This window comes from candidate division WOR-3 bacterium (genome assembly GCA_013177935.1).
GTDB lineage: Bacteria > Hydrothermota > Tepidihabitantia > Tepidihabitantales > Tepidihabitantaceae > Tepidihabitans.
This window is the reverse complement of sequence record JABLXZ010000002.1, coordinates 70,556-94,758: the sequence shown is the minus strand read 5'-3', so window position 1 is coordinate 94,758 and position 24,203 is coordinate 70,556. Positions and strand designations below refer to the sequence as shown.

Genomic DNA, 24,203 nt, shown 5'->3' with positions numbered 1-24,203 from the left:
AACGGTCCCCTCCCCCGTCTCGGAGGCGGTTTCGCCGTCTATTTGCACATCGGCAGGTTATTGATAAAAAGTAAGTTATAGCAACGCTGGTGAACCGGTCGGGTTAAACACCGTTAAAAAAGGCAGAAAACCGGCTCTAAATGGTTGCGGATACCGGTGCTGGATTGTGCTGGAACTTGACTTAAAATCAACATTACTTACATTTACCCAGATGGGCTTGAGATATAATGAGATTATACTGGTTGGTGTAACGAGTTGTAGGCAGTTAGAAATACGGAGGAAAGGTAATGAGACGCAAGACAAGAAAAAGTAAAATCAACGCTGCCGGCGGAAATGGTAAAGTAGAAGACTTTCGCCATAAAGGGGCAAAACGAGTAAACAACCCGCCCGCGGGTTTAGCACCAATTTACGAAGTACACCAACCCGAGGTCAAACAGTACTTCTACGACCCGCATCTTGACCCGCAACTTGTCTGGGCAGGCAAGGCAGAGCATACTTCATTTGAGGTTGATGTTCTTCCCCTGCACATCCACGAACGGGTTTCCACCCGGGCGATTCTTGCCGCGGTCAAAAAGCCTGAACCCCAACTGGCGCTCTTTGGTAATCAGGAACTGACCGCAGACAAACAGATTGAGTTTTACCAGCACGAGATTGGCTGGGCAAACCGGCTGATTCTTGGCGACTCGCTTTTAGTGATGAACTCGCTACTAATCAAAGAAGGGATGGCAGGCAAGGTCCAGTGTATTTACATTGACCCGCCCTATGGCATTAAATACGCCTCCAATATGCAGCCGCGGATTGACCAGCGGGATGTGAAAGACAAAGACGACGATTTAACCCGCGAACCAGAACAGATTAACGCATATCGCGACACCTGGAAACTGGGCATTCACTCCTATTTGACCTACCTGCGTGACCGGCTCCTTCTGGCTCGGGAACTTTTGCACGAGTCCGGCTCAATCTTTGTTCAGATAAACGACGAAAACCTGCACCTCGTGCGCTGTCTGATGGACGAGGTTTTTGGCAGGGAAAACTTCGTGGCTGTGGTCAGTTTTGTAAAAACTAGTGGCTTCAGCGGGGAAAGGCTCGATACCATTGGCGATTTTCTTCTCTGGTACTCCAAGGACAAAGAACAGATGAAGTATCACAAGTTATATTTGCCAAAAGAGTTTGGAGAGCAAGGGATGAAGGGATATGATTGGGTCGAATTACCGCAAGGCACAAGACGGAGGTTGACAAGTGAGGAGAAGAAAAACCTAGCGTTACTACCTGCAGGAAGTCGTTTGTTTAAACCAGGTGATATGACGTCACAAGGGGTAACAGCCACTACAACTTACTTTATTTTTGAAGGAAGAAAACTCAATCCAGGAAGTAATAGCCATTGGAAGACAACGCTCATAGGCATGCAGCGTCTATTAATGGCAGACCGTCTATTATTAATAGGGAATACTTTAAGTTTTGTGCGTTATGCAGACGCCTTTCCTGTTTTTCCCCTAACAAATATCTGGTCGGACACAGGTATTGCTGGCTACGGTGATCCAAAACTCTATGTAGTGCAGACCAATACCAAAGTTGTTGAGCGCTGTATTTTGATGACGACCGACCCGGGCGATTTGGTTTTTGACCCGACCTGCGGTTCGGGCACAACCGCCTATTGTGCCGAGAAGTGGGGCAGGCGCTGGATTACCTGCGACACTTCACGGGTGGCATTGGCAATTGCCCGGCAGAGGCTTTTGACCGCAAGGTTTGACTATTTTGAACTCCTTGACCCGGAGCGAGGACCTGCAGGCGGGTTTAAGTATGAGACCGTGCCACATATCACCCTTGAGTCCATCGCCAAGAATTCGGAAATTGATGTAATTGCAGAGAAATATCAACCGGAGATTGATGAGGCGCTAAAGGACCTGAATAAGGCTTTGGGCAACAAGTGGCAGGAGTGGGAGGTGCCGCGCGAAGCAGACCGGTTATGGAATAAGGAGGCAAAAGAGGCGCATCGCCGGTTCTGGGAACTCAAGCGCGCCAAGCGGCAGGAGATTGATGCCAGTATTCAGCGCAATGCACCCCAGGAGACGCTTTATGACCGACCTTTTGTGAAAAAGGGTGTGGTGCGGGTAAGTGGACCTTTTACGGTTGAGGCGATTCCACCACCAGTTGTTTCACTGCCTGAAGCAACACCGATTCCCCAGTATGAAGCAGAAGAGGGCAGGGTTGATAATCGGGCAGGTGATTACATAATGACGATGGTTAACCTTCTGAAACAGCAGGGTGGTATTGTCTTTCCCGGTGGCAAGCGGTTGGAACTTAAGGACATTAGACCAATCGGTCTTGGTTATATCCATGCCCAGGCAGAGGCGGAGATGGACGGCGCGGTGAAAAGGGTGGCGATAAGTTTTGGACCCAAGAATGGACCAGTTACCGCCTATCAGGTGCGGGAAACGATTGACCCGGCAATCTGGAATAAGTTTGATATTTTGCTCATCGCTGGCTTCAGTTTTGCGCCCGATGTCCACTCTTTTGCCCGTAAGTCAGAGGAAGCGGTAAAGGGGTTGACGATTCAGTGTGTCAATATTACCCCTGATGTACTGATTGGGGATTTACTTAAGGCAAGTCGGGCAAGTCAGATATTTACCGTGTTCGGTGAACCGGATGTGGAGGTAAAGGAACAAAGGGATGGCACATTTGTTGTTGAACTTAAAGGCGTGGACATCTACGACCCGGTTAAGGGCGAGGTTCATTCGGAAAAAGCGGAGAAGGTGGCAGCGTGGTTTTTGGATACCGATTACGACGGGATGACCTTCCATATCTGTCAGGCGTTCTTTCCCGGTGACCCGGATGCCTGGGATAAGTTGCAGCGGGCGCTAAAGGCGCAGATTGAGCCATCAGCGTTTGAGAAGATGCGCGGCACCCAATCTTTCCCGTTCAAACCGGGCGAATATAAACGAATTGCGGTCAAAGTCATTGATTTCCGGGGAAACGAGGTGGTGCGGGTGGTGGAGTTGGGTGGCAAATCAGCAAGAAAATGAAAATTTTACTTGACAGGTGGCTTCGTAATAATATAATAAAGTTGAAAGAATTATCTGCCCCCCGCATGACATGCCGCAAGGCCTCATGCGGGGTTATCCTTTTATGACATCTCCATTACGCGTTCCTCGCCATGTGTATGATGCGTGTATTGATTGACGAGACTATCGGCAAGAGGAGTGATGTAAATGCTCGTTGATAACCCAATCATTAATTCGCCGTTTAAGGAGCCAAACATGTGGTGGGCTTATGAGGAAGGGCAGCCAGTATTAAGACTAGGACGCAGGCCGGCAGGTTATTATCTGAAACCACGCACCCGTGGTGAACAGGTAGCACTGTTTGAGGAAGAGTTTGTTGAACTGACAATGGTCAACACCATCCGGGAACGGGTGAAAGCGTGGCGGGAGCGAAATTATCCCGGGGTTACAAACATCACCCGGCAGTTGCTGAATTACTGGCACAATCCAGAACGGGAACGAAAAATTTTCTTCTGTCAACTGGAGGCAGTCGAAACGCTCATCTGGCTGATTGAAGGACCACCAGCAGACCGGCAGGGTATTGACATTCCAAAAGACAATGAACTCGTTCGCTACGCCTGTAAGATGGCGACCGGTTCGGGCAAAACGGTGGTGATGGGAATGGTCATTGCCTGGCAGGTGTTAAACAAACTTATCAATCCGCAGGACCGGCGGTTTTCGGATGCGGTGCTTATCCTGTGTCCCAATCTAACCATCCGGGAGCGGTTGCAGGTGCTTCTGCCGGCGCATAAGCAGAACTATTATGTGCGGTTTGATTTGCTACCACCCGGACTTTTTCCCCGACTTAATCAGGGCAGATTTTTTGTTACCAACTGGCATACACTTTTACCGGTTGATGACAGCCGGTCAAAGTCGGTAGTGCAAAGGGGCGTAGAATCCGACACCGCTTTTTGTCGCCGGGTTTTGAAGGAACTCGGGGAAAAGTCGCATATTCTTGTAATCAACGATGAGGCACATCATGCCCATCGGCCCGCCCCGCTTGCCGAAGAGACGAAGAAGGAATTGACGAAAGAGGAGATTGCGGAACGGGAAGAGGCAACGGTCTGGGTTAACGGTCTGGACCGGATTCAGCGGGTTAGAGGGATAAATTTCTGCGCCGACTTTTCGGCAACGCCGTTTTACATTCGGGGTAGCGGGTATCCCGAAGGCGAGCCTTTTCCCTGGGTGGTTTCCGATTTTGGGCTGGTTGATGCGATTGAATGCGGGATTGTTAAAATTCCGCGGGTGCCGGTTGACGATAACACCGGTGCCTTGATTCCCCGTTATTTTCGGCTCTGGGAGTGGATTAACGAACAATTACCCCAATCTGAGCGTTCAACTACCAGGCGCCGCGCCAAGCCAGAGTCGGTTCTACGGGAGGCAGAGGATGCGCTGGCAACGCTGGCGTCAGAGTGGAAAAAGACCTTTGACGCCTGGGAAAAGGCAAATCAACCGGTGCCGCCGGTGATGATTGTGGTTTGCGACAATACCGATTTAGCCCAGCTGGTTCATCAACACATCGCCCGGGGAAATATTTTAAGCGAACTTGCCAATGAAGAGGGGCAGGAGGTGACCTTTCGGATTGACACTAAACTTTTAGCCGAAGCCGAGGCGGCAAAGGAAGAAGAAACCAAAGCCGATGCCGCAGAGCGATTGCGCAAGACGGTGGACACAGTAGGGAAAACCGAATGGGACGGCGAAGGCGAGCCTCCGGGGAAGAATATCCGCGCCGTTGTTGCGGTCGGTATGTTGAACGAGGGTTGGGATGCCCAGAATGTCACGCAGATTCTCGGTTTGCGGGCGTTCACCTCACAACTGTTGTGCGAGCAGGTTGTGGGTAGAGGTTTGCGGCGGTTGAATTACGATGACTTTAATGAACCGGAATATGTTGATGTCTATGGGGTGCCGTTTGAAGTAATACCGGTTAAAAAGAAGCCGGCAAGCCGCTCTGACACCCCAAAAGTTTCCACTTTGATCCGGGCGCTGAAAGAACGAGAGGAACTGGCGATAACATTTCCCCGGGTGGAAGGGTATGTATTTGATGTAAAGCAGCGCATAAATATCAATCTTAATGGTGTTCCGTATCTGGTGGTGGACCCACGCCAGGCGCCAACCGAAGTCTTGACTAAACCCCAGGTTGGGTATCGAATAGGCAGACCAGACCGGCTCGGACCAGGTAAAGAAGTGTTGCAGGACCGGAATCCATTTCACCGGGAGAAGCGGTTGCAGGCAACGGTTTATGAAATTGCCGCAACGGTAACGGAACGTTTGAAAGGGAAACGAGAGGATTGGAATGCCCGTCACATCCTTTTCCCTCAAGTACTTGAGATTGTTTGGCAGTATATTGAGGAAAAGGTGCGGATTAATGACCCGAGCGTACCATTGGAAGATCTGGCACTGCTGAAATACCGGCAGGTAATTGTTGACCGCTTGAGCGGGGCGATTGAACCAGATGAGGAGGCGGGCGAAAGACCGCTCTTACCAGTGATTGAGCAGTTTCGGCCGGTTGGTTCAACGCGCGATGTTATGTTTAGAACGAACCGGCACGCAGTGGGTACGACAAAGAGCCATATCAGCCATGTGGTTTTAGACACCGAAAAATGGGAGCACAGCGTCGCCTACCGACTGGAAAGAATTGATGAAGTTTTCAGTTATGCCCGTAATGACCACCTTGACTTTGTGATTCCTTACAGTTGGCAGGATGTTGACCATGAGTACCGGCCTGACTTTCTGGTGCGGTGGAAAACGGACCAGGGCGAAGTAAAAGTTATTCTCGAGGTGAAAGGGCTGGAGAGCGAAAAGGACCGGCAGAAGAGGCTCGCGGCTGAGCGCTGGGTAAAAGCGGTAAATCGTCTGGGTGAGTTTGGGAGATGGGCATACTGTGTTTGCCGTCATCCCCAAAGGGTTAGAGAGGATATATTGCAAGCAGTGGGCAGAATCAGCCGGTAAAACACAGGTGGTGGATATTTCGGGTTGACGCATTCAATTCAAAGGTTTATAATCTTTTGAATGAGTGGTTTGATATTTTCCGTTTCCGGTTTGCGCGGTGTGGTCAATAAGGATTTGTTTCCGGAAACGGTTCAGGAGTTTGCCCGGGCTTTTGGTGAGTTTGTGGGCAGAGGCAGGCTGGCTGTGGGCAGGGATGCGAGATTGAGCGGTGCGGAACTGGTAAGGGCAGCAAAGGCAGGTCTGGCAGAGGCGGGTTGTTCAGTTGTTGACCTTGGGATATGTCCAACACCAACTGTGGTCCATTTTGTGCGGCAGCAGGGTTTGCCGGGCGGGCTGGTGATTACCGCGAGCCACAATCCAGCGGAGTGGAACGGGATGAAGTTTGTGCATGGTAAGGGCAGATTTCTTTCACCAGAGGAGTTTAACATTTTTCAGGCACAGGTGGCGAAGGTTAAATTTGACCGTGCACGCGGAACGAAAAGCACATCCGCAAGCGAAGAGGTGGCAGATGGGGTTGCCGGTCACATTGCAGCGATTATCGAAAGTTCTCTATTGCAGGGGATAAGGGGTGATGGGTTGCGCATCGGTGTTGATGCGGTTGATGGTGCGGCGTCTTTTGCTGCGCCCCAACTTCTAACACGGCTGGGGTGTGAAGTTAGAGAGGTTTTCTGCTCGCCCGGGACCGGTAAAGGGTTTCCAAGAGCACCCGAGCCAAAGGCGGAGAATCTAACGGTGCTTGCCGAACTGGTGCGTAAGGAAGGGCTTGATGCCGGTTTTGCGTTTGACCCGGATGGTGACCGGTTCAGTTGCGTTGATGAGATGGGTGTGCCGTTAGGCGAGGAGGCAACACTGGCGCTGGCGGCACTTTTTGTGCTCAACCGGCGTAAGGGTCCGGTGGTGGTGAATCTTTCTACGAGCCGGATGATTGAGGACATCGCTCAGCGGTTTGGCGTTGCGGTGGCGCGCACAAAAGTGGGTGAGGCGTTTGTGGTTCAGGGGATTTTGGAGCGGGGTGCGGTTTTAGGTGGTGAGGGTAACGGCGGGGTAATTCTGCCGGAGGTGAACTTGACCCGGGATGGGCTGGTTGCTGCGGCGCTCCTGGTGGCGCTGATGAAGACAAGTGGGAAAAGGCTTTCCGAGTTGAGACAGGAGTTGCCAGAGTATCACATTGCCAAGGCAACGGTGCCGGCGGGAAAATTGGAGGCTGAGGAGTTTATCGCCCGGCTCGAAGGGAAGTTGCCGTTTACCGGTATTGACCGGACCGAAGGGGTGCGGCTTATGGGCGCGGACTGGTGGGCGCACATCCGCAAGAGTAACACCGAGCCGATTGTACGGGTTGTTGCCGAAGCCCGGACCCGGCAAAAGGTTGAAAACATTTTACAGGTTGTCACCCGAATGGTGGCACCGAGTTAGGAGGAGCGATGTGTGGCATTGTCGGTTATGTTGGACCAAGGAATGTGGTTAATGTGGTGATGATTGGTCTGGAGCGGCTGGAGTATCGGGGTTATGACTCCTGTGGCGTTGCGGTGCTGGACGGCGGGATTAAAATCCGCAAGACCGCGGGCAGACTGCAGAAGTTGAAGGAGGTGCTGGAGCAGAGTCCAATTGAGGGGAAATTGGGTATTGGCCATACGCGCTGGGCAACACACGGTGAGGTTACCGATGAGAATGCGCATCCGTTTCTTGACTGTCAGGGTAAGATTGCGCTGGTCCACAACGGCATCATTGAGAACTATCGGGAGTTGCGCAAGGAGTTAATTGATGCCGGACACCGGTTTACATCCAGCACCGATACCGAAGTCCTGGTTCACCTGATTGAGAGTTATTACCGGCGGAATATGTTGACCGCGCTGCGCAAGGCGGTGGCACGGCTCAAAGGTGCCTATGCCCTGGTGGTGATTTGTGCGGATGAGCCGGACCGGTTCTACGCGGTGAAGATGGGGAGTCCGCTTTTAATCGGCAAAGGCAAGGATGAGTTTATTGTTGCATCGGATGCACCGGCTCTGGTCGGAATTGCCCGGCGGATGATAGCGATGCAGGACGGCGAAATGGCGGTTGTAACCCAGAGTGGGGCAAAACTGTTTGACTTTGAGGGCAAAGAGGTAGCGCGGCAGTTTGTGCCGATTGAGTTGAAGGCGAAGGAGATTTCCAAGGGCAGGTATCCGCACTTTATGCGCAAGGAGATTTTTGAGCAGCCCGGAGTGCTGGAGACAAACATCCGGCGCCGGTTTCGGGAAGACGGAATTGCGCTCGACCCGGAGTTTTTGCTTTATCCGGATTACATTGAGCGCATTGGCCGGATTGTGATTCAGGCGTGTGGTACTTCGTACCATGCCGGCCTGGTTGGACGGTACTACTTTGAGAAGTTGAGCCGGATTCCGGTTTCGGTGGAGATTAGTTCGGAGTTGCGGACCGCGGATTTTATTTATGAGAATGAGTCGCTGATGGTGGCAATCAGCCAGTCGGGTGAGACCGCAGATACGATTGCGGCACTGCGTGATGCCCAGCGCCGGGGTGTGAAGACGCTGGGTGTGCTCAATGTGCCACGCTCATCAATTGCGCGCGAGGCGGATTCGGTTGTCCATATCCATGCCGGTCCTGAGATTGGCGTGGCATCAACCAAGGCTTACACCGCCCAGATTTTGACCCTGCTTGCCCTGGCACTCTACTTTGGCAGGGTGCGCAAGGTGATAACCGATGAGCAACTCTGTCAGGTGCGGGACGAAGTCGGGCAACTGCCGGAAAAGTTGAAAAAGATTTTAGAACTGGACCGCCGGATACGGGAGATTGCAACCCGGCTGGCATTTGCCCACGACTTCATCTTTCTCGGGCGCGGGATAAACTACCCGAGTGCGCTGGAAGGGGCGCTGAAGTTGAAAGAGATTTCCTATGTGCATGCCACCGGTTATCCGGCGGGTGAGATGAAGCACGGGCCAATTTCGCTCATCAACGAGCAGGTGCCGGTGATTGGTATTGCCCTGCGGGATTCGGTTTACGATAAGATGGTTTCCAACCTTGCTGAGGCAAAGGCACGCCGGGGCAGGATAATTGCGCTTGGCACCGAAGGGGATGAGGCGCTTGAAGAGCTTGCCGAGACCGTGCTTTATCTGCCGCCGGTGCCAGAGTATCTGTCACCGATTGCGGTGGCGCCGCCTTTGCAACTCCTTGCCTATCACATTGCGGTTTTGCGGGGTTGTGATGTTGACAAGCCGCGCAACTTGGCGAAATCGGTTACCGTAGAGTAAAAACAGAACCGCGGCACCGAAAAGTAAAAGTCGGTTTTCGGCAGAGCCGGTTCAGGGTAGAGTGGGCAGGGTGTCGGTCGCTGAGATTGAGAACCCAACCAGCCGGGTTTCGGTGCCATTTTCAACATCGCGAATCGCGACGAGCCGGTGGGGCTGGGCAAGTTCATAAAGGAGCCGGAGTTGACGCCGCTGGGCAACGGCACTTACCTCGCGACAGAGAATGTCACCGAGCGGAGTGGAGACCATTTTGGTGCCGAGCACGGTGACATTAATTCGGCTGGTGCGGAATTCAAGCGGGATGATGATGTTGAGCTGAAAGTGCAAACCGGGGTCAAGCGGCACCGCCCGGAACAGATGCTGGAGCATCTCAATCCCATAGGTGTTTTGGGTATTCTTGAAATCTTTTCGTTCACTGCCATCAACCGTGGTCTTGCGCAGTTCAATCCGTTCCGGTTCAAAATCGGCTTCAACTTCGGTGATGGAGATTTCGGTTGAGACCAACCGATAGGACCAGAGCGGTGTCAGGGTGTAACGGGTAAGGGCAAATGTGGTGGAGTCAAAGAAGTAAAAGGGAGCGGTTTGACCCTGGACGATGTTGGTGATGACGACGGTCGGTTCTGTTCCTTCTTCATCAAACTGGACGACGGTCTTGCGGGTGTAAAGTACCGAGTCGTTACGGACGATTTCGTAAACAGCGGTTTCGCCATCCTGCCAATCGGGTGGTGTCAGTTCGGGTAAGGGCTTGAATGCGGGCGCGCAGCAGGGCAAAAGCACCGTTACGATAATGAGCAGGAGAAGGGAAAAAAGTTGCCGGTTCATAACTTTTTCTGGCGGGCAAGGTCTTCCAAAAACAGCAGCAGTTTCTCCATATCGGGCGGTAAAGGCGAGGTGAACTCAAGGTACTTTTTGGTTCGGGGATGGACAAATCCCAACCGGGCAGCATGGAGCGCCTGACGATGAACGATAGAGAGAATTTGCTTGAACACCGGCTGGTGTTCTTTTTGGGTCAGTACGGATGGGGTTCTGCCACCGTATTCCGGGTCGCCAACAACCGGATGGCCAATGTGCTGGAGATGTACGCGAATCTGGTGGGTGCGGCCCGTTTTGAGCCGGAGCCGGAGATAGGTGCAGATGGCGTAGCGGCGCAGGACCTCATAGTTGGTGAGCGCATTGCGGGCGGCAAAAGGGGTGACCGCCATACGCAACCGGTCAATGGTGTGGCGGCCAATCGGCGCGTCGATTGTACCGGCAGACAGTTCAAAGTCACCCCAGGCAAAGGCAAGGTACTCGCGGACAACAGTGCGGTGCTCAATCTGGGCGCCCAGACTGCGTAACGCCTCATCGGTTTTGGCAAACATCAGAAGCCCGGTGGTATCTTTGTCCAGACGGTGCACAACCCCGGGCCGCAGCACCGAATCGGACCGCAGCGGCAGGGTACGACAGTGATACAACAGACCGTTTATCAGGGTGTTGGTCCAGTTGCCTCGTGCCGGATGGACAACAAGTCCTGCCGGTTTATCAACGACGACTACATCTTCATCTTCATACACGATGTTCAGGTCCATTGGTACCGGTTCAATCGTGATTTCCGGTTCGTACTCAAACTCGGCGGTGATTTCATCCCCGGGTTTTACCCGATAACTGGGTTTTACCCGGCTGCCATTGACCAGCACCTTGCCCATTTCAATCAGGCTGCTCGCCTTGTTCCGGGAGACGCCGATGCCGGAAAGCACCAGATACACATCAAGCCGTTTGCCCTGCAGACGCTGCGAGGCGATGCGCCGAAACTGTTTGACCCGGATTAGTTCCGTACTCATCGCTTTTTTCCGTTGCCGTTGAGCCGGCATTCGTAATCTTTGGCAAATTGGGCAACACCGCGGGCAATGGCGCGGGCGATTTTTTCCCGATGTTCAGGGTTGCGCAGCAGTTTCTCCTCCTTGCGGTTAGAAAGAAACCCGCACTCCACCAGGACCGCCGGCATAAAGATGTTGCGCAGGACATAGAAGTTTGCCTGCCGGACGCCGCGGTCTTCAGCGCAGATTGCGGACAGCGCCGCCTCCTGAATCCGGCTGGCAAGTTCGCTGGACTCAAAGAGAAACTCGTTCTGGGCTAAATCGGCAAGGATGAGACTTACCGGGTCGTTCTCTTTGATAAGCGGGTTGGCAAGTTCCCGCTCAAACACCGCATTTTCCCGTGCCGCTACCGCCCGTTCCCAGTCGGTTTTGGCTTCAGACAGGAAGTAAGTTTCAACACCCGTGGCGGTGCGGTTTGGTGAGGCATTGGCGTGGATTGATACAAACAGGTCGGCACCACTCTTTGCCGCCTTTTCTGCCCGTTCGGCAAGGGAAACATACTCATCGGAATCCCGGGTCAAAAAGACTTCAAAACCCTGCTGGGTCAGGTGTTTTTTCACCCGCCGGGCGATATCAAGGACGATGGTTTTCTCCTCGGTGCCCAGTCTGCCGATGGCACCCGGGTCTTTGCCGCCGTGCCCGGGGTCAAGGATGATTTTGGTCACCCGGCGTTGCGGCCTGGGCCAGAGCCGGACCTCAATGCCGTTGGGCATCAATAGGACCGTGTCCTGGGTGGGCTGGCGAAAGTTCCAGTAAAGGTTGACGCCGACCGCCAGCGTGTCTAAGTGGACGCCGTTGAGTGTGGTGCCGCCGGTCAAAGAAATGAGACGCAACTGGGAAACAAACCCGCTGTCGGTACGACAGCCAAGCGTGAGGCGCAGTTCCAGGCTTGACTTCCGGTCCCGATAGAAAAGCAGGGCGCCCGACTTGGTCTGAAGCGGGTTAAGCAACAACCGGACGATGAGGGTATCGCCCTTTTTATCGGTTTCGGTTGTGGTGAGCACCGGCACATCAAGTTCTGGGAACATTCCGGCGATGAGGACTGCGGGCAGGTAAAGTTGCCCCTTATCAACTATCGACGCGATGGGCAGTTTCAACCGCTTGCCATTGTGCAGGACAACACCGCTGTCCGGAATAAACAGATACTCGTTAAAACTGGAGTCGGAGCCGGGCAGGATGGTGATAAACCGGTTTTCCACCCAGTAACATTTGCCGCCGTATTTTGCCACGACCCCGGAAACCGGCAGGTAGTCAATCCCGTTTATTTGACGCAACCCGGTGGTACTACTTGAGCCGGCAATGCCCGAGATAAAAAACAAAAGTGCCAGCAGGTGGAACCAGAACCGCCTCATCTTCAATACCCGTCCTTTGTACCGGCGCGGCGCTCGTCTTCCTCCATTGCCCGGCGCTTCAGTTCGGCGCGGCGGTCAAACGCCTTTTTGCCCTTGCACAGCGCCAGTTCCACCTTAGCGATACCGCGGTCGTTAAAATAGAGGCGCAGGGGAATGAGGGTGAAACCGCGCAGGGTTGTTTTGCCAAAGAGCCACTTGATTTCGTCTTTGTTTAAGAGGAGTTTGCGCCGGCGTTTGGGGTCACGGTTAAAGATGTTGCCCTGGCGATAAGGTGCGATGTTGACATCGTAGAGAAACACCTCGCCGTTCTCCACCCTTGCATAACCGCCGTCAAGGGAGGCGCCGCCTTCCCGCAGCGACTTTACCTCGGTGCCGTACAGGGCGATACCGGCTTCAACCTTATCGTGCACCGTATAGTCGCGCAGTGCCTTGCGATTGGTGGCAACGACCTTCACCGCTTGATTATAAAACTTCCCTCAAATCAGTCAACCTCGGCGGGTGTTCTTGACATCGGGAGCAAAGGTTAAATAATAGTAGAAAAAGGAGCAGGAAATGCGGCAAATTTTACTTGGTGTCTTGATTACAATTGCGGCGGTATGGGCGCTGGAGTGGCAGCCTGAAGTCCGTTTGACCGAAAACCACTACTCGGACTACTCATACTGGAGCACGCAGCGCCGGGTTGCGGTTGACCCGCAGGGCAGGGTGCACTGCGTCTGGTATGTGATGAACTCGGCGCTGGGCACCTATCGGTTTCAGGTTTATTACAAGCGGTACAATCCGGGTTCAGGCTGGACTCAGGATACGATGATTTCGTTTGACCTGTACAACCAGAACCTGAACTGCAAATACCCGTCGCTGGCGGTTGACTCTTCAGGCGTAGTCTATGCGGTCTGGGCAGCAGGCAGCACCGACGATGCCGATGAGTACATCTATATCAAGAGTTGCGTGCCGGCTGGTAATGGTAATGATGGCTGGGACGAGAACTCAAGGCTGCTTTCGGTGAGCGCACCCACCGTGGAAAAGGGGTGTCCAACCGTGGCTTCGGGTCCGGATGGCAACATTCAGGTGGTCTGGCTTGAAGGGGTAAACATCGTGCATCGAGAGCGAAGGGATACGGTCTGGCTGGAGCCGCGGGTTGTTGAAGGTGGAACCAATTACAAGGCTTATCCGGCGGTGGCGGTTGGTCCGGACCGCAGGGTGCATCTTGTATGGTATGGCAGAGAGGGTGCAAGCGGATATTACGATGTGTTCTACAAGGTGCGCACCGATACGGTTTGGGGAGCAACCGAAAATGTGTCACAGGCAACCCGGCACCAGATGTACCCATCAATTGCGGTCAATCCGGTTACCGGCAACCCGCACATCCTGTGGCAGTCCTATGGCGCAGACAACCACCGCCGGATTGTGCACCGTTTTCGCACCAGCGCGGGGTGGCAGCAGGCGGACACCGTTTCTGGTACCGGGGACACCTTGAATCAGGACCCGGGTCAGATTGTTTTCACCTTAAACGGTATGGGTTATGCTTTGTGGACCGGCAAGAGCGAATCTTCCCTTGTTGTGGTGCAGGTGCGGTGTGCGGAAAGGGCGGTTAACGGTGTTTGGGGTCCTGCCTACGATGTGACCCGGGCGTCAAACACGCGGGAAAGGCCGGCAATTGCCGCAGGTAATGGTAGTTCGCCCAACGACATTGTGGCAATATGGACCGATTACCGGGATGGCAATGCGGAGATGTACTTTGCCAGTGCCAGTCCATCCCAGTTTATTCAGGAGGGGGCGCGTTTTGAGCCGAATCCGGTGCGGGCAACGGTGGTTACCCGTAACGGGCTCGGATTCAAGGGTCAACTGTTTGACCCGTCAGGAAGAAGGGTGCGACAGTTGAAGCCCGGGGTTTATTTTGGGCAAGGCGAAAAGGGCTGGTTCCGGCTGGTGGTGGTGAAGTAAAATTTTGCTTGACAGGCAGGGATGGTGGCGTTATAATTTAGCGCCACCAAGAAGGGTGACATCCGAATTAAAAAGCGGTAAAAGTGCGCCCGGACGCAGGGCGTTTGGCGTAAACGGGCGCTGAGTACAAAGGTAAAACAAAAAAGGAGGCTAAGTATGCGTAAATGGGTAACACTCTCCTTGCTCCTCCTCGCGGTCGTGGCGTTTGCGGCAAGACCTGAGCCACCGCGCATTGACCCGGAAACGGGTCTGCACGAGGAGATGCTGCCGGAGAGGATGATGCAAAAACAGCCGGGAGAGCCGAGCGAGGAGTATTTGCAGTACCTCGCACGGCAGGCTGAAGGGCAAATGGCAGAGACCGATGCCCAGTGGGACCCAGATGTAAGGCTGACCAACAACTCGGTTACTGACTACAACTACGCATTTGGCAGGCACACGGTTGCGGTTGACCCTTCGGGCAGAGTCCATGTGGTCTGGATGTCCTATCAGACGCCGGGCACATACTCACCACAGGTTTATTACAAGCGGTACTATCCGGGCTCGGGCTGGACCAGTGACACCTGCATCTCAGCGGATTTGGCAAGTATCGGCTACTCCTATTATCCGGCACTGTGTGTTGACTCTTCGGGCAATGTTCATGTGGCCTGGTATGTGAACAAAGCTACGGCTCCGTCCGGCTACTACATTGCATACAAGATGTGCACACCGACATCATCGGGCAATGGTGGATGGGAGGCGACAACTACCCGTATCACCGAAGACACCCTGCTCTGGTACAAATACTATCCTTCAATTGAGGCGAGCCCGAACGGCAGAATCCATGTTGTTTGGTACAACTACTACTCAACCGTTGGCTATGCGATTGGTTATAAGGAGAAGATTGGCACAACCTGGCAGCCGAGAGTGTGGGTTGACTCTGGCTCAACCTCATATTACCGCTGGTGGCCCAAGGTGGCGGCGGGCAGGGATAACAACATCCATGTGACCTGGTATGGTTACGGTGGCACCTCCTACTACCAGATTGGGTATCGGGGCAGGTTTGGTGGAACCTGGGGTCCGGTTCAGCAGAACATCTCCGGTGCAGTCTATTACCAGTACTACCCGTCGATTGCGGTTAACCCGCAGACCAACAGAGTCCATATCGTGTGGCAGGGTTATGACAATGGCTACTACTACTACCGCATAATCCACAAGCAGCGGCTGGGTACGGGTATCTCGGACACCTTCCAGTTGGTCGGTGACACCGTTTCTGAGCCCGGTCTAAACTATTACCAGTACTATCCAACGGTTTGCTTCACTCCGAACGGTATGGGTCATGTTGTCTGGTACGGGTACAACTCTACAAGTCCATCCTATCCCCAGATTCGGTACAATGACCGTTCGGCATCTGGCACCTGGGGAACTCCGATTAACCTGACAAATGTGACAGGAAGTTACCGGTACTATCCTTCAATCAACAACGGCGGCAACAGTTCCAATCCGAACGATGTCCATGTGGTGTGGGATGACAGCCGGGATGGCAACTATGAAATCTACTACAAGCATGGTGCGCCACCGGCACCCTATGACCTGGCGATGTACCGGATTGATGTGCCGGGCGGGTTGCATCAGGTTGGCGAGAATGTCAACCCATCGGTCTGGGTGAAGAATGTTGGCACCTCTTCGGTTTCGAGTTTCTCGGTGAAACTGGACATCGGTAGTTCTTACACCAGCACGGTTAATGTCAACCAGTCATTGGGACCGGGCGAGACGCTGAATGTGACCGGGTTCAGCACCTGGACGCCTTCCACTTCTGGTACCTATGCGGTGCGCTGTTCGGTTCGGCTTTCGGGTGATGGTAACCCGAACAACGACCGGTTGACCGCGCAGACGATGGTTGCGGACTTTGTTGAACGGTTTGATGCGTCGAACGGCAACTTCCGGGGCACGGGCGGCTGGAGCTGGGGTGCACCACAATCGCCGAGAAACCCGCCACCTTCAAGTCCGAACTGCTGGGGCGATGTGCTGTCTGGTTCCTATGCGAACAATGCCAACGATACCCTGCTCGCGTTCAACCTTGTGGCGCTCCAGGACACGCCGGTGGTGATGTTTATGCACTGGATGTACTGCGAGACCTATTATGATGGCGGTAACTTCAAATACTCAACCGATGGCGGTCAAACCTGGACCCTGCTCTATCCGGACGGAACAAGGTCCTATTATGGTACCGTGTATGGCTTGGGTGAGTACGGCTATTCAGGCAACTGGAACTGGGAGGTGGCGAGGTTCAAGATTCCGGTGGCGAACGGCACATCCTTCAAGGTCCACTGGCGGTTTGGTTCGGACGGTTCGGTAACCTATTATGGCTGGCTGATTGACAATATCGCCGGGATTGGCTGTCGTAAGCCAATTGATGTTGCTGCAACCGAAATTCTGGCGCCGACTGGCACCATTCAATATGGTGTGCCGGTGACACCGCAGGCTAAAGTGTGGAACTTCGGCGGGGGTACCCAGACCTTCCCGGTTGAGTTCACGATTGGCTCGGTTTATACTGACACCCAGACGGTTTCAAACCTCGGACCGGGTGATTCGGCGGTGGTCAGTTTTGACCCGTGGACACCGACCACCATCGGTAATCACACCACCCGTTGTGTGACGCTACTTGGTTCGGACGAGGTCCATACCAACGACACGGTTACTGGTTCTACCTTCGTGTACCTGGTTGATGTCAAGCCGACCGAAATTATCGCGCCCAAGGGCGAAGTTGACTCCGGTGCGGTCATCAGTCCGCGGGTGAAGGTGCGCAACAACGGTACATCGACGGCTTCGTTCTATGCGCGGTTGCGGATCGGCAGTACCTACAACCAGACACGGCTGGTTATCGGGTTGACGCCGGGTGAAGAGCGGACAATCACCGGCTTCCCGAACTGGACTGTGCCCGCTTATGGCATGTATGCGGTTCGTTGCTCAACCGAGTTGTCCGGCGATATGATAAACTCGAATGACCTCTTGGTTGATTCTGCTTGGGCGTACTACCGTGATGTTGCGGTGAATGCAATCGTTGAGCCGACCGGCACGATTGTGGTTGGCACGGTTGTGACACCGCGGGTAACGGTGCAGAACCTTGGAAGCAATCCCGCAACATTCGACCTGAACTTCCAGATTACCGATGAGGCGAGCACGGTGGTCTATGACCAGACCGCAACGCTGACTCTGGACCCGGGTGTTGAGTCAACCTATGTGTTCACCACCACCTGGGATGCGTCAACCACAGGCAACTACACAGCGCAGGCGAATGCGATAATGACCGGTGATGCAGACCCGAGCAACAACCAGCAGGTATCGTCGTTCACGGTCAGGCCTTTGGGCAATCCGGGCTGGACCGAGAAGGCGCAGGTGCCCGGACCGGTCAAAGACGGTGGGTTCCTTGCATTCAACCCGGACAACGGTCTGATTTATGCGGCTCGTGGTAACAAGGCGGCTGACTTCTACTCCTATGACCCGAACACCGATGCCTGGACAACGCTTGCTCCGATGCCAACGCCCAGTGGTAAGATGCCGTCAAAGGGTGCGAACGGCTGCTATGGCGACGGCTATATCTACGCCACAATTGGTAACAACACCCAGGACTTTGTCCGGTACTCGATTGATAGCGCCGCCTGGGCGCCACTGACGCCGGTACCGCTGGGTGCGAGCAACAAGAAGGTCAAGGGCGGCACCGACCTGGTGTATGTGGTGCAGAACGACACCGGCTATGTGTACCTGTTGAAGGGATACAAGCAGGAGTTCTACCGCTACAACACGGTGAGCGGTGTCTGGGAGCCGCTGCCTGATGCTCCGGCTGGTGTCAAGCCGAAGTGGGACAAGGGTTCCTGGTTGGTCTATGACGGTGCGAACACGCTCTATGCGCACAAGGCTAAGTACAGCGAGATGTGGACCTTTGACCTGACAACCCTGCAGTGGAGCACGGCTTCGATTCCGGGCATTCCAATACCGAGCAGCAAGACTGGCAAGAACAAGAAGTCCAAGGACGGCTCGGATGCAGTACTCTACAACGGGTTCATCTACGCGCTCAAGGGTGGCAACACCGTTGAGTGGTGGAAGTGCGATGTTGCGGGTGGTACCTATGCCTGGACCGAACTTGACCCGATTCCTGAGGTTGGTCTGAGCGGCAGGAAGAAACGGGTTAAGGCGGGCGGCGCGGTTGCCAGCACCGACAACGGGCTGTTCTATGCGTTCAAGGGTGGCAAGACCCAGGAGTTCTGGTGCTACTATGAGCCGACGGTGTTCGCCTCTAAGCCGGAGCGCTCAGGCGTGATGGCGGGACAGGTGAGCGTTGGTCGGTTCAACTTCAGCGTGACGCCCAACCCGGTGGTCAAGGGCTTTGGCATCCTGTCCTACAGCGTGCCGCAGTCTTCACCGGCGCGGGTGACCGTGTTTGATGTGACCGGAAGAACGGTGAGCACGTTCAACTTTGTTGCATCGGGCACGGGCACGCACAGCCTTGACCTGCGCAATCTGGCATCAGGTGTTTACCTGGTGAAGTTTGAGAGCGCGGGTGCAAGCGCAAGCCAGAAACTCATCGTCCGATAAACTCGAGCACGAGTGACGAAGGGGGGCATTTTGCCCCCCTTCTTTTTTTGAAACGCTCTGTGCACCCTCCCCTTTTTCCCCTCCCATAAAGGGAGGGGAGAGTTCCGGAAGGCTTCCATCAAGGGAGGGGAAAGTGATGAAAGACTGCCATAAAGGGAGAAGAAGGTGACGAAAGACAGCAATCAAGGGCGGGGAGAGTGAGAAAGAAGCCATAAAGGTTGAGGGAGAAGGATGTAAGAGCAGATTTGACACCCTCCCCTTTTTCCCCTCCCATAAAGGGAGGGGAGTTTGACGGAATACTTCCATAAAGAGAGGGGAGGAGAGATAAGAGTATGTAGGAGAGAGGGGAGGAGAGTTGTTGACAGTATAAATTAAGGAAGGTAAAATCTGGTTTCACAGATGGAAACGATTGCCCGGTATATTGACCATACCCTTTTGAAGCCTGAGGCAAAGCCAGAGGATATTGTCAGGTTGTGTGAGGAGGCAAAGAGGTTCGGGTTTGCAACGGTATGCGTGAATTCGGGTTATGTGGAACTGGCGGCACAACAACTCAGGGGCAGCGATGTCGGGGTGTGTTCGGTTGTCGGTTTTCCGCTGGGTGCGTGTTTGACCGGGGTGAAGGTGGCAGAGGCAAAGGCGGTGGTGAAGGCGGGTGCGAGTGAACTTGATATGGTGATGAATATCGGGCTGTTTAAGGGTGGGCAGTTTTCCCGGGTAAGGGACGATATCCGGGCGGTGGTTGCTGAAGCCGATGGCAGGGTGGTGAAGGTGATAATTGAAGCCGGACTTTTAACCGAGGATGAGAAGAGGCGGGCAACCGAACTGGTAATTGAGGCGGGTGCCCATTTTGTTAAGACCTCAACCGGGTTTTTAGGGGGTGGGGCGACAAAGGAGGATGTGGCGCTCTTGGCGCAGGTTGCCCGTGGCAGAATCGGGGTCAAGGCGTCAGGCGGAATTCGTACTTTTCAGCAGGCAAAGGAGTTGATTGCGGCGGGCGCAACCCGTTTGGGCACGAGCGCCGGCATCGCAATCGTACAGGAGGAAAAAAATCAAACTTAAGGAGGAGTAATGGCATACGGTTCAATAAAGAGCTTTTTACAGAATGAGTTGAAGACGGTGCGGGACCAAGGTTTGTATAAGGAGGAACGGTATATCCATGGTCCCCAGGGAGCAAAAATCGCGGTTGAGTATCCAGAAGGTGCACCACAGAAGGAAGTTTTGAACTTCTGCGCCAACAACTACTTGGGGCTTTCCAGCCATCCGGAGGTAATCAAGGCGGCGCATGAGGCGCTGGAGAAGTGGGGTTATGGGCTGTCTTCGGTGCGGTTTATCTGCGGAACCCAGGCTTTGCACCGGCAACTGGAGCGCAAGATTGCCGAGTTTTTGGGGATGGAGGATGCGATTCTGTACTCGTCCTGCTTTGATGCGAATGGCGGGCTGTTTGAGGTGCTGTTGGGTGCGGAGGACGCAATCATCACCGACCAGTTGAACCATGCCTCAATTATTGATGGCATCCGGCTGTGCAAGGTGCCGAAGGAGCGGCGGTTGATTTACAAGCATGCGGATATGGCGGACCTGGAGGCGAAGTTGAAGGAGGCGCGGGAAAAGGGCGCAAGGTTTGTGATGATTGCAACCGATGGCGCATTTTCTATGGATGGTGATGTGGCGAAACTGAATGAGATTGTGCCGCTGGCAGAGAAGTACGATGCGCTGGTGATGATTGACGATTCGCATGCGACCGGGTTTATGGGCAAAACAGGCCGGGGCACACACGAGTACCACAATGTGATGGGTAAGGTTGATATCATCACAACAACATTTGGCAAGGCGATGGGCGGTGCATCAGGCGGGGTTACCGCGGCGCGCAAGGAGATTGTGGAGATTCTGCGGCAGCGTTCCCGGCCCTATCTCTTCTCCAATACGCTGTGCCCGGTGGTGGCGGCAGCGACTTTAAGGGTGATTGAGATTCTGTCCGAGACAACCGAGCGCCGGGATAAATTAGAGAGAAATACAAAGTACTTCCGCAAGGCGATGACCGAAGCCGGTTTTGACATCAAGCCCGGCGACCATCCGATTGTGCCGATTATGCTCTACAATGCAAAACTGGCGCAGGACTTTGCCCGGGATTTGTACTTTGAGGGGATTTATGTGATTGGGTTCTTCTATCCGGTGGTGCCGCGCGGTCAGGCACGGATTCGGGTACAGTTGTCTGCAGCGCATGACCAGGAGCATCTGGACCGGGCGATTGCGGCGTTTGTCAAAGTGGGCAAGAAGTACGAAATCCTGGGCAAGAGCCGGGATGAGATTGTTGCCCGCTATGGAGAATAGACCCCGAATTTGGGGAAAATTAACGGTGGAATTTCAGGCGGTTAGATAACTCACAGTTTTTAAGCAGGTTAGGGGTTTAGAAAATAATCCCCGGAACGGTCGAGGGGACCGTTTCGGGGATAGTATTATCCGGAGTCGGTGCTACCGGTTTACAGGTTATCTGATGACCATCTTGGCGGTTGCGCTCAGGGTGTGAGTCCGGTTTGTTGCCCGAATGAGATAGATACCGGATGGTAGGTTCTGACAGTTGATGGTAACCCGGTTTAATGTTGTTGTGAACTCCTGACACAGTCTGCCGGTCCGGTCGTAGATGGCGATATGGGTCTTTTCGTTGAGTGGTTTGTTCAGTTCGAGCGTGGTGAGATTTGTTACCGGATTGGGGTAGAGGTTAAGGGTTAACCTTTGTGACACCGGGCGGATGACAACCGGTTCCGCTACACCGGGTCCGGCTTCCGGGCTCATATAGCACCAGAATTCGTTGGTCTTGTTGCCTTTGAGTGCGAAGAAGATGCCGTTGCCCATTCCGGTGATGGCGCCTCCGGCTTTGACCCGCTTCTTTCGCTCGGTTGAGCCGAGCGCTGGGATGGTGTCCAGTTCCTCCCAGCGGTTTTCCTGGGGGAAGAAGCGCCAGAATTCACAGGTGTTGCCGCCTTTCAGGCAGTACATTGCGTTGTTCCACCAGACGCCACCGGCACCGTCTTTAACCTTTTTCTGTCTTCCGGACCTGCCCGCGAGCGGGAAGCGCTGAAATGTGGTGGTGAGCCAGCGCAGGGAGTCGGTGTCAAAACCGAACACCTCGTTGTACTTTGCCTTGACCGCATAAATGGTGTGGCTGCCATCATACACGATGAATGAACCGTCTTTGTAGGAGTTTTTGCCCGACGGTCCGAGCGGGGCAGAGGGCAGTTCTTGCCAGGAGTCGGCAGCGATGTCGTAGCGGTAGAATTCGTTGCGATAGCCTTTCAGGAGGTAGATATAGCCGTTGCCACGGTGGACAGCATAGGCGAGATAGGAGCCGCCTTTAATGGCTTTGCGCGAGGGACCAGGGGGCACCGGTTTCAGTGCGTGCCAGGAGTCGGCAGACACATCGTAGCGCAGGAAGTCGGGCTGGGAGTTGCCTTTGAGCGCGTAGATGTAGCGGTTGCGGTCGCTGGTGAGGGCACCGCCTTTGTAAACCGGCTTGCCATTAGAACCCGGCGGTACAGATGGAAGCGTCCGCCAGGAGTCGGTCTCAATGTTGTAGGCGAGGAATTCGTCGGTTTTGTTGCCGCGCAGGGCATAGACGGTATTGCCGAGCAGGGTCAAAGCACCGCCGTTTTTCACCGCTTTGGCACCGGTGGGTAATGAAGCCATCTCCTGCCAGCCAACAAGAATCGGGGTCCGGACGATTACGGTCTTTTCCTGCCAATCGTTATAAGATTCGAGGTCACCAGTCAGGGCGGTGGAGCAGCGCACAAGGTAGGTGCCGCGGCTTGCCTGCCAGACCGGGAATGTGACCAGAGCGGTTTCCGCGGGTTCAAGTGCCGGGCAAATTACCGAGTCGCGGTATTCACGGGTGCTGCCGCGGAAAGCCGAGAAGAAGATTTTGAAGTTGGTTTCCGGGAAGGTGCCGTAGTTGACGATTTTTGCTGAGGGGGTGATGCTGCCGGGCGGCGCGGTGTCAGATGGTGAAACGATTTGCTCGACGCCAACATCGTGGATTGGAGAGCGGACGGTAAACGATGAGGAGATAAGGTCGTTTTCCGGGTTGAGGTCGCGTTCAGCCCAGACCCGGAAGATAGAGTTGTAGGTGCCGGGTGGAGTGGCAATCCAGGCGGAGAAACTTACGGTGTCAATCTGGTTGGCAGAGAGATTGCCGGTGATGGAGTCGGAGTAAACCGGGCTGCCAAAGAACAGGATGTCAAAGTAGGCTTTGATTGTTACCGGATTGGCGGTGTTGTTTTTGATGATGCCACGGGGGATGACACTGGTGGTTTCGATAACCGCACCAGTCGGCGTGAGTATCAAGAGGGCCGCGACATCGTTGAAGAAGGGTGGTTTGACAAACACGCGGCGGTTGGCGGTGTCGTTTTCCGGGTTCAGGTCGCCGGGCAAAAGGGTCTGGAATTGGGCATAGACGATCCCCGCGGTGTCGGCATTATAGGAGCGAAATGTTAGAGTTGCCGATTCACCCGGGGCAAGGTCTTGGGTCCAGACGCTGTCCTGATAGTTGCCAATGGTAAGTCTGGTCCAGAATGAGCCGGTGCCGTTGGAAGGGTTGATGACCTGACAGCGCGGGCTGACCATCGCGCCCGAGTCCACGGTATCGGTGGGAGCGAGGATGCGCAGGATACCAACATCGGTTGCCCGGCGTGTGCCGGTGATGGAAACATCGTCAACAACGAAGTAGGTAAGTCCGGTGTCTTCGGCAGCGAGGTAGAAGGCGATACGCACGCTGCGCTGGTTTGGTGCCCAGGACAGGTCATAGGTGCGAAGCCCGGGTTCAACTGTCTGACCGGTCAGGTTGGCGATTTCGATGTTGTAGTTGACGCCCGAGTCGATTGAGGCGAGGATGCGGGCTTCATGGTAACCGGTGCCCGGGACAAATCCCAATGAACAGCGGAGTACAACATTTTCGCAACCGGTGAAGTCAAGGACCGGGGTGATAAGCATATCCTGGTCGGTTTCACCCGGACCAAGCGCAGCATAGGGTGTGGGGTTATCGGTCCAGGGGTGAAAGCCAAGGTCGGGTGCGCGGTGCCAGTCGTTGGTGCTGGTGTCGCCAGCAAAAAGGATTGACCAGCCCGATGGTGGATTGAGGGTGTTCCAGGGTGAGTTGAAGTTTTCACTGAAGATAGTCTGGCTTTCAAGCGGTGCAACACCGGTTAACAACAAGGACAAAATTAAAAGAGCAAAACGACAGGTTTTCATTTGAAACCTCCTTTA

The 24,203-nt window shown here is 54.2% G+C and carries 13 protein-coding genes; 8 read left to right on the top strand and 5 right to left on the bottom strand.

All coding sequences use genetic code 11. The features are described from left to right. Nucleotides 1–287: 287 nt before the first annotated feature. The 4 genes from HPY86_03645 to glmS all read left to right on the top strand — a co-directional run bounded on the left by HPY86_03645 (nt 288) and on the right by glmS (nt 9,232). Entirely contained in the window at nt 288–3,023 is a 2,736-nt protein-coding gene (locus HPY86_03645) for a site-specific DNA-methyltransferase (GenBank protein NPV14010.1), read from the top strand. 186 nt (nt 3,024–3,209) lie between these two features. Beyond that, the gene (locus HPY86_03640; protein NPV14009.1) at nt 3,210–5,987 is read left to right on the top strand and encodes a DEAD/DEAH box helicase family protein; all 2,778 of its coding nucleotides are present in this window, start codon (nt 3,210–3,212) and stop codon (nt 5,985–5,987) included. 60 nt (nt 5,988–6,047) lie between these two features. Next, entirely contained in the window at nt 6,048–7,400 is a 1,353-nt protein-coding gene (glmM, locus tag HPY86_03635) for a phosphoglucosamine mutase (GenBank protein ID NPV14008.1), read from the top strand. An 8-nt stretch (nt 7,401–7,408) separates the two neighbouring features. After that, the gene (glmS, locus tag HPY86_03630) at nt 7,409–9,232 is read left to right on the top strand and encodes a glutamine--fructose-6-phosphate transaminase (isomerizing) (GenBank protein NPV14007.1); all 1,824 of its coding nucleotides are present in this window, start codon (nt 7,409–7,411) and stop codon (nt 9,230–9,232) included. Nucleotides 9,233–9,283: 51 nt separating this feature from the next. Here the strand turns inward: glmS and HPY86_03625 are convergent, their stop codons facing one another. The 4 genes from HPY86_03625 to smpB are packed head-to-tail and all read right to left on the bottom strand — an operon-like array spanning nt 9,284 to nt 12,892. After that, entirely contained in the window at nt 9,284–10,051 is a 768-nt protein-coding gene (locus HPY86_03625) for a hypothetical protein (protein ID NPV14006.1), read from the bottom strand. Continuing rightward, nucleotides 10,048–11,049 carry an RluA family pseudouridine synthase gene (locus HPY86_03620; protein NPV14005.1) on the bottom strand — a complete coding sequence of 334 codons (1,002 nt, stop codon included), beginning with the start codon at nt 11,047–11,049 and terminating at the stop codon, nt 10,048–10,050. Before HPY86_03620 ends, HPY86_03625 begins: the two co-directional genes overlap by 4 nt. After that, a complete protein-coding gene (locus HPY86_03615) occupies nt 11,046–12,437 on the bottom strand; it encodes an N-acetylmuramoyl-L-alanine amidase (GenBank protein NPV14004.1) in 1,392 nt (463 codons plus the stop codon). Before HPY86_03615 ends, HPY86_03620 begins: the two co-directional genes overlap by 4 nt. A 2-nt stretch (nt 12,438–12,439) precedes the next feature. Beyond that, nucleotides 12,440–12,892: an SsrA-binding protein SmpB gene (smpB, locus tag HPY86_03610; GenBank protein NPV14003.1), complete on the bottom strand. Its 453-nt coding sequence runs from the start codon at nt 12,890–12,892 to the stop codon at nt 12,440–12,442. A 97-nt stretch (nt 12,893–12,989) separates the two neighbouring features. On the opposite strand from smpB, the gene HPY86_03605 reads away from it, so the two are divergent. The 4 genes from HPY86_03605 to kbl all read left to right on the top strand — a co-directional run bounded on the left by HPY86_03605 (nt 12,990) and on the right by kbl (nt 21,278). Then, nucleotides 12,990–14,378 (top strand): hypothetical protein, encoded by a 1,389-nt coding sequence (locus tag HPY86_03605; protein NPV14002.1) that lies wholly within the window; start codon nt 12,990–12,992, stop codon nt 14,376–14,378. A 156-nt stretch (nt 14,379–14,534) separates the two neighbouring features. Beyond that, nucleotides 14,535–18,950, top strand: a complete 4,416-nt coding sequence (locus HPY86_03600; protein ID NPV14001.1) for a T9SS type A sorting domain-containing protein — start codon at nt 14,535–14,537, stop codon at nt 18,948–18,950. 399 nt (nt 18,951–19,349) lie between these two features. Beyond that, nucleotides 19,350–20,009, top strand: a complete 660-nt coding sequence (gene deoC / locus HPY86_03595) for a deoxyribose-phosphate aldolase (GenBank protein ID NPV14000.1) — start codon at nt 19,350–19,352, stop codon at nt 20,007–20,009. Between the two features lie 9 nt (nt 20,010–20,018). Next, entirely contained in the window at nt 20,019–21,278 is a 1,260-nt protein-coding gene (kbl, locus tag HPY86_03590; GenBank protein ID NPV13999.1) for a glycine C-acetyltransferase, read from the top strand. A 156-nt stretch (nt 21,279–21,434) separates the two neighbouring features. Here the strand turns inward: kbl and HPY86_03585 are convergent, their stop codons facing one another. Continuing rightward, nucleotides 21,435–24,188 (bottom strand): T9SS type A sorting domain-containing protein, encoded by a 2,754-nt coding sequence (locus tag HPY86_03585; protein ID NPV13998.1) that lies wholly within the window; start codon nt 24,186–24,188, stop codon nt 21,435–21,437. Nucleotides 24,189–24,203 lie beyond the last annotated feature (15 nt).

Bases quoted from the DNA above. Each gene is read 5' to 3' on its own strand.
- HPY86_03645 (NPV14010.1), top strand. From the start codon at position 288: ATGAGACGCAAGACAAGAAAAAGTAAAATCAACGCTGCCGGCGGAAAT.
- HPY86_03640 (NPV14009.1), top strand. From the start codon at position 3,210: ATGCTCGTTGATAACCCAATCATTAATTCGCCGTTTAAGGAGCCAAAC.
- glmM (NPV14008.1), top strand. From the start codon at position 6,048: ATGAGTGGTTTGATATTTTCCGTTTCCGGTTTGCGCGGTGTGGTCAAT.
- glmS (NPV14007.1), top strand. From the start codon at position 7,409: ATGTGTGGCATTGTCGGTTATGTTGGACCAAGGAATGTGGTTAATGTG.
- HPY86_03625 (NPV14006.1), bottom strand. From the start codon at position 10,051: ATGAACCGGCAACTTTTTTCCCTTCTCCTGCTCATTATCGTAACGGTG.
- HPY86_03620 (NPV14005.1), bottom strand. From the start codon at position 11,049: ATGAGTACGGAACTAATCCGGGTCAAACAGTTTCGGCGCATCGCCTCG.
- HPY86_03615 (NPV14004.1), bottom strand. From the start codon at position 12,437: ATGAGGCGGTTCTGGTTCCACCTGCTGGCACTTTTGTTTTTTATCTCG.
- HPY86_03605 (NPV14002.1), top strand. From the start codon at position 12,990: ATGCGGCAAATTTTACTTGGTGTCTTGATTACAATTGCGGCGGTATGG.
- HPY86_03600 (NPV14001.1), top strand. From the start codon at position 14,535: ATGCGTAAATGGGTAACACTCTCCTTGCTCCTCCTCGCGGTCGTGGCG.
- deoC (NPV14000.1), top strand. From the start codon at position 19,350: ATGGAAACGATTGCCCGGTATATTGACCATACCCTTTTGAAGCCTGAG.
- kbl (NPV13999.1), top strand. From the start codon at position 20,019: ATGGCATACGGTTCAATAAAGAGCTTTTTACAGAATGAGTTGAAGACG.
- HPY86_03585 (NPV13998.1), bottom strand. From the start codon at position 24,188: ATGAAAACCTGTCGTTTTGCTCTTTTAATTTTGTCCTTGTTGTTAACC.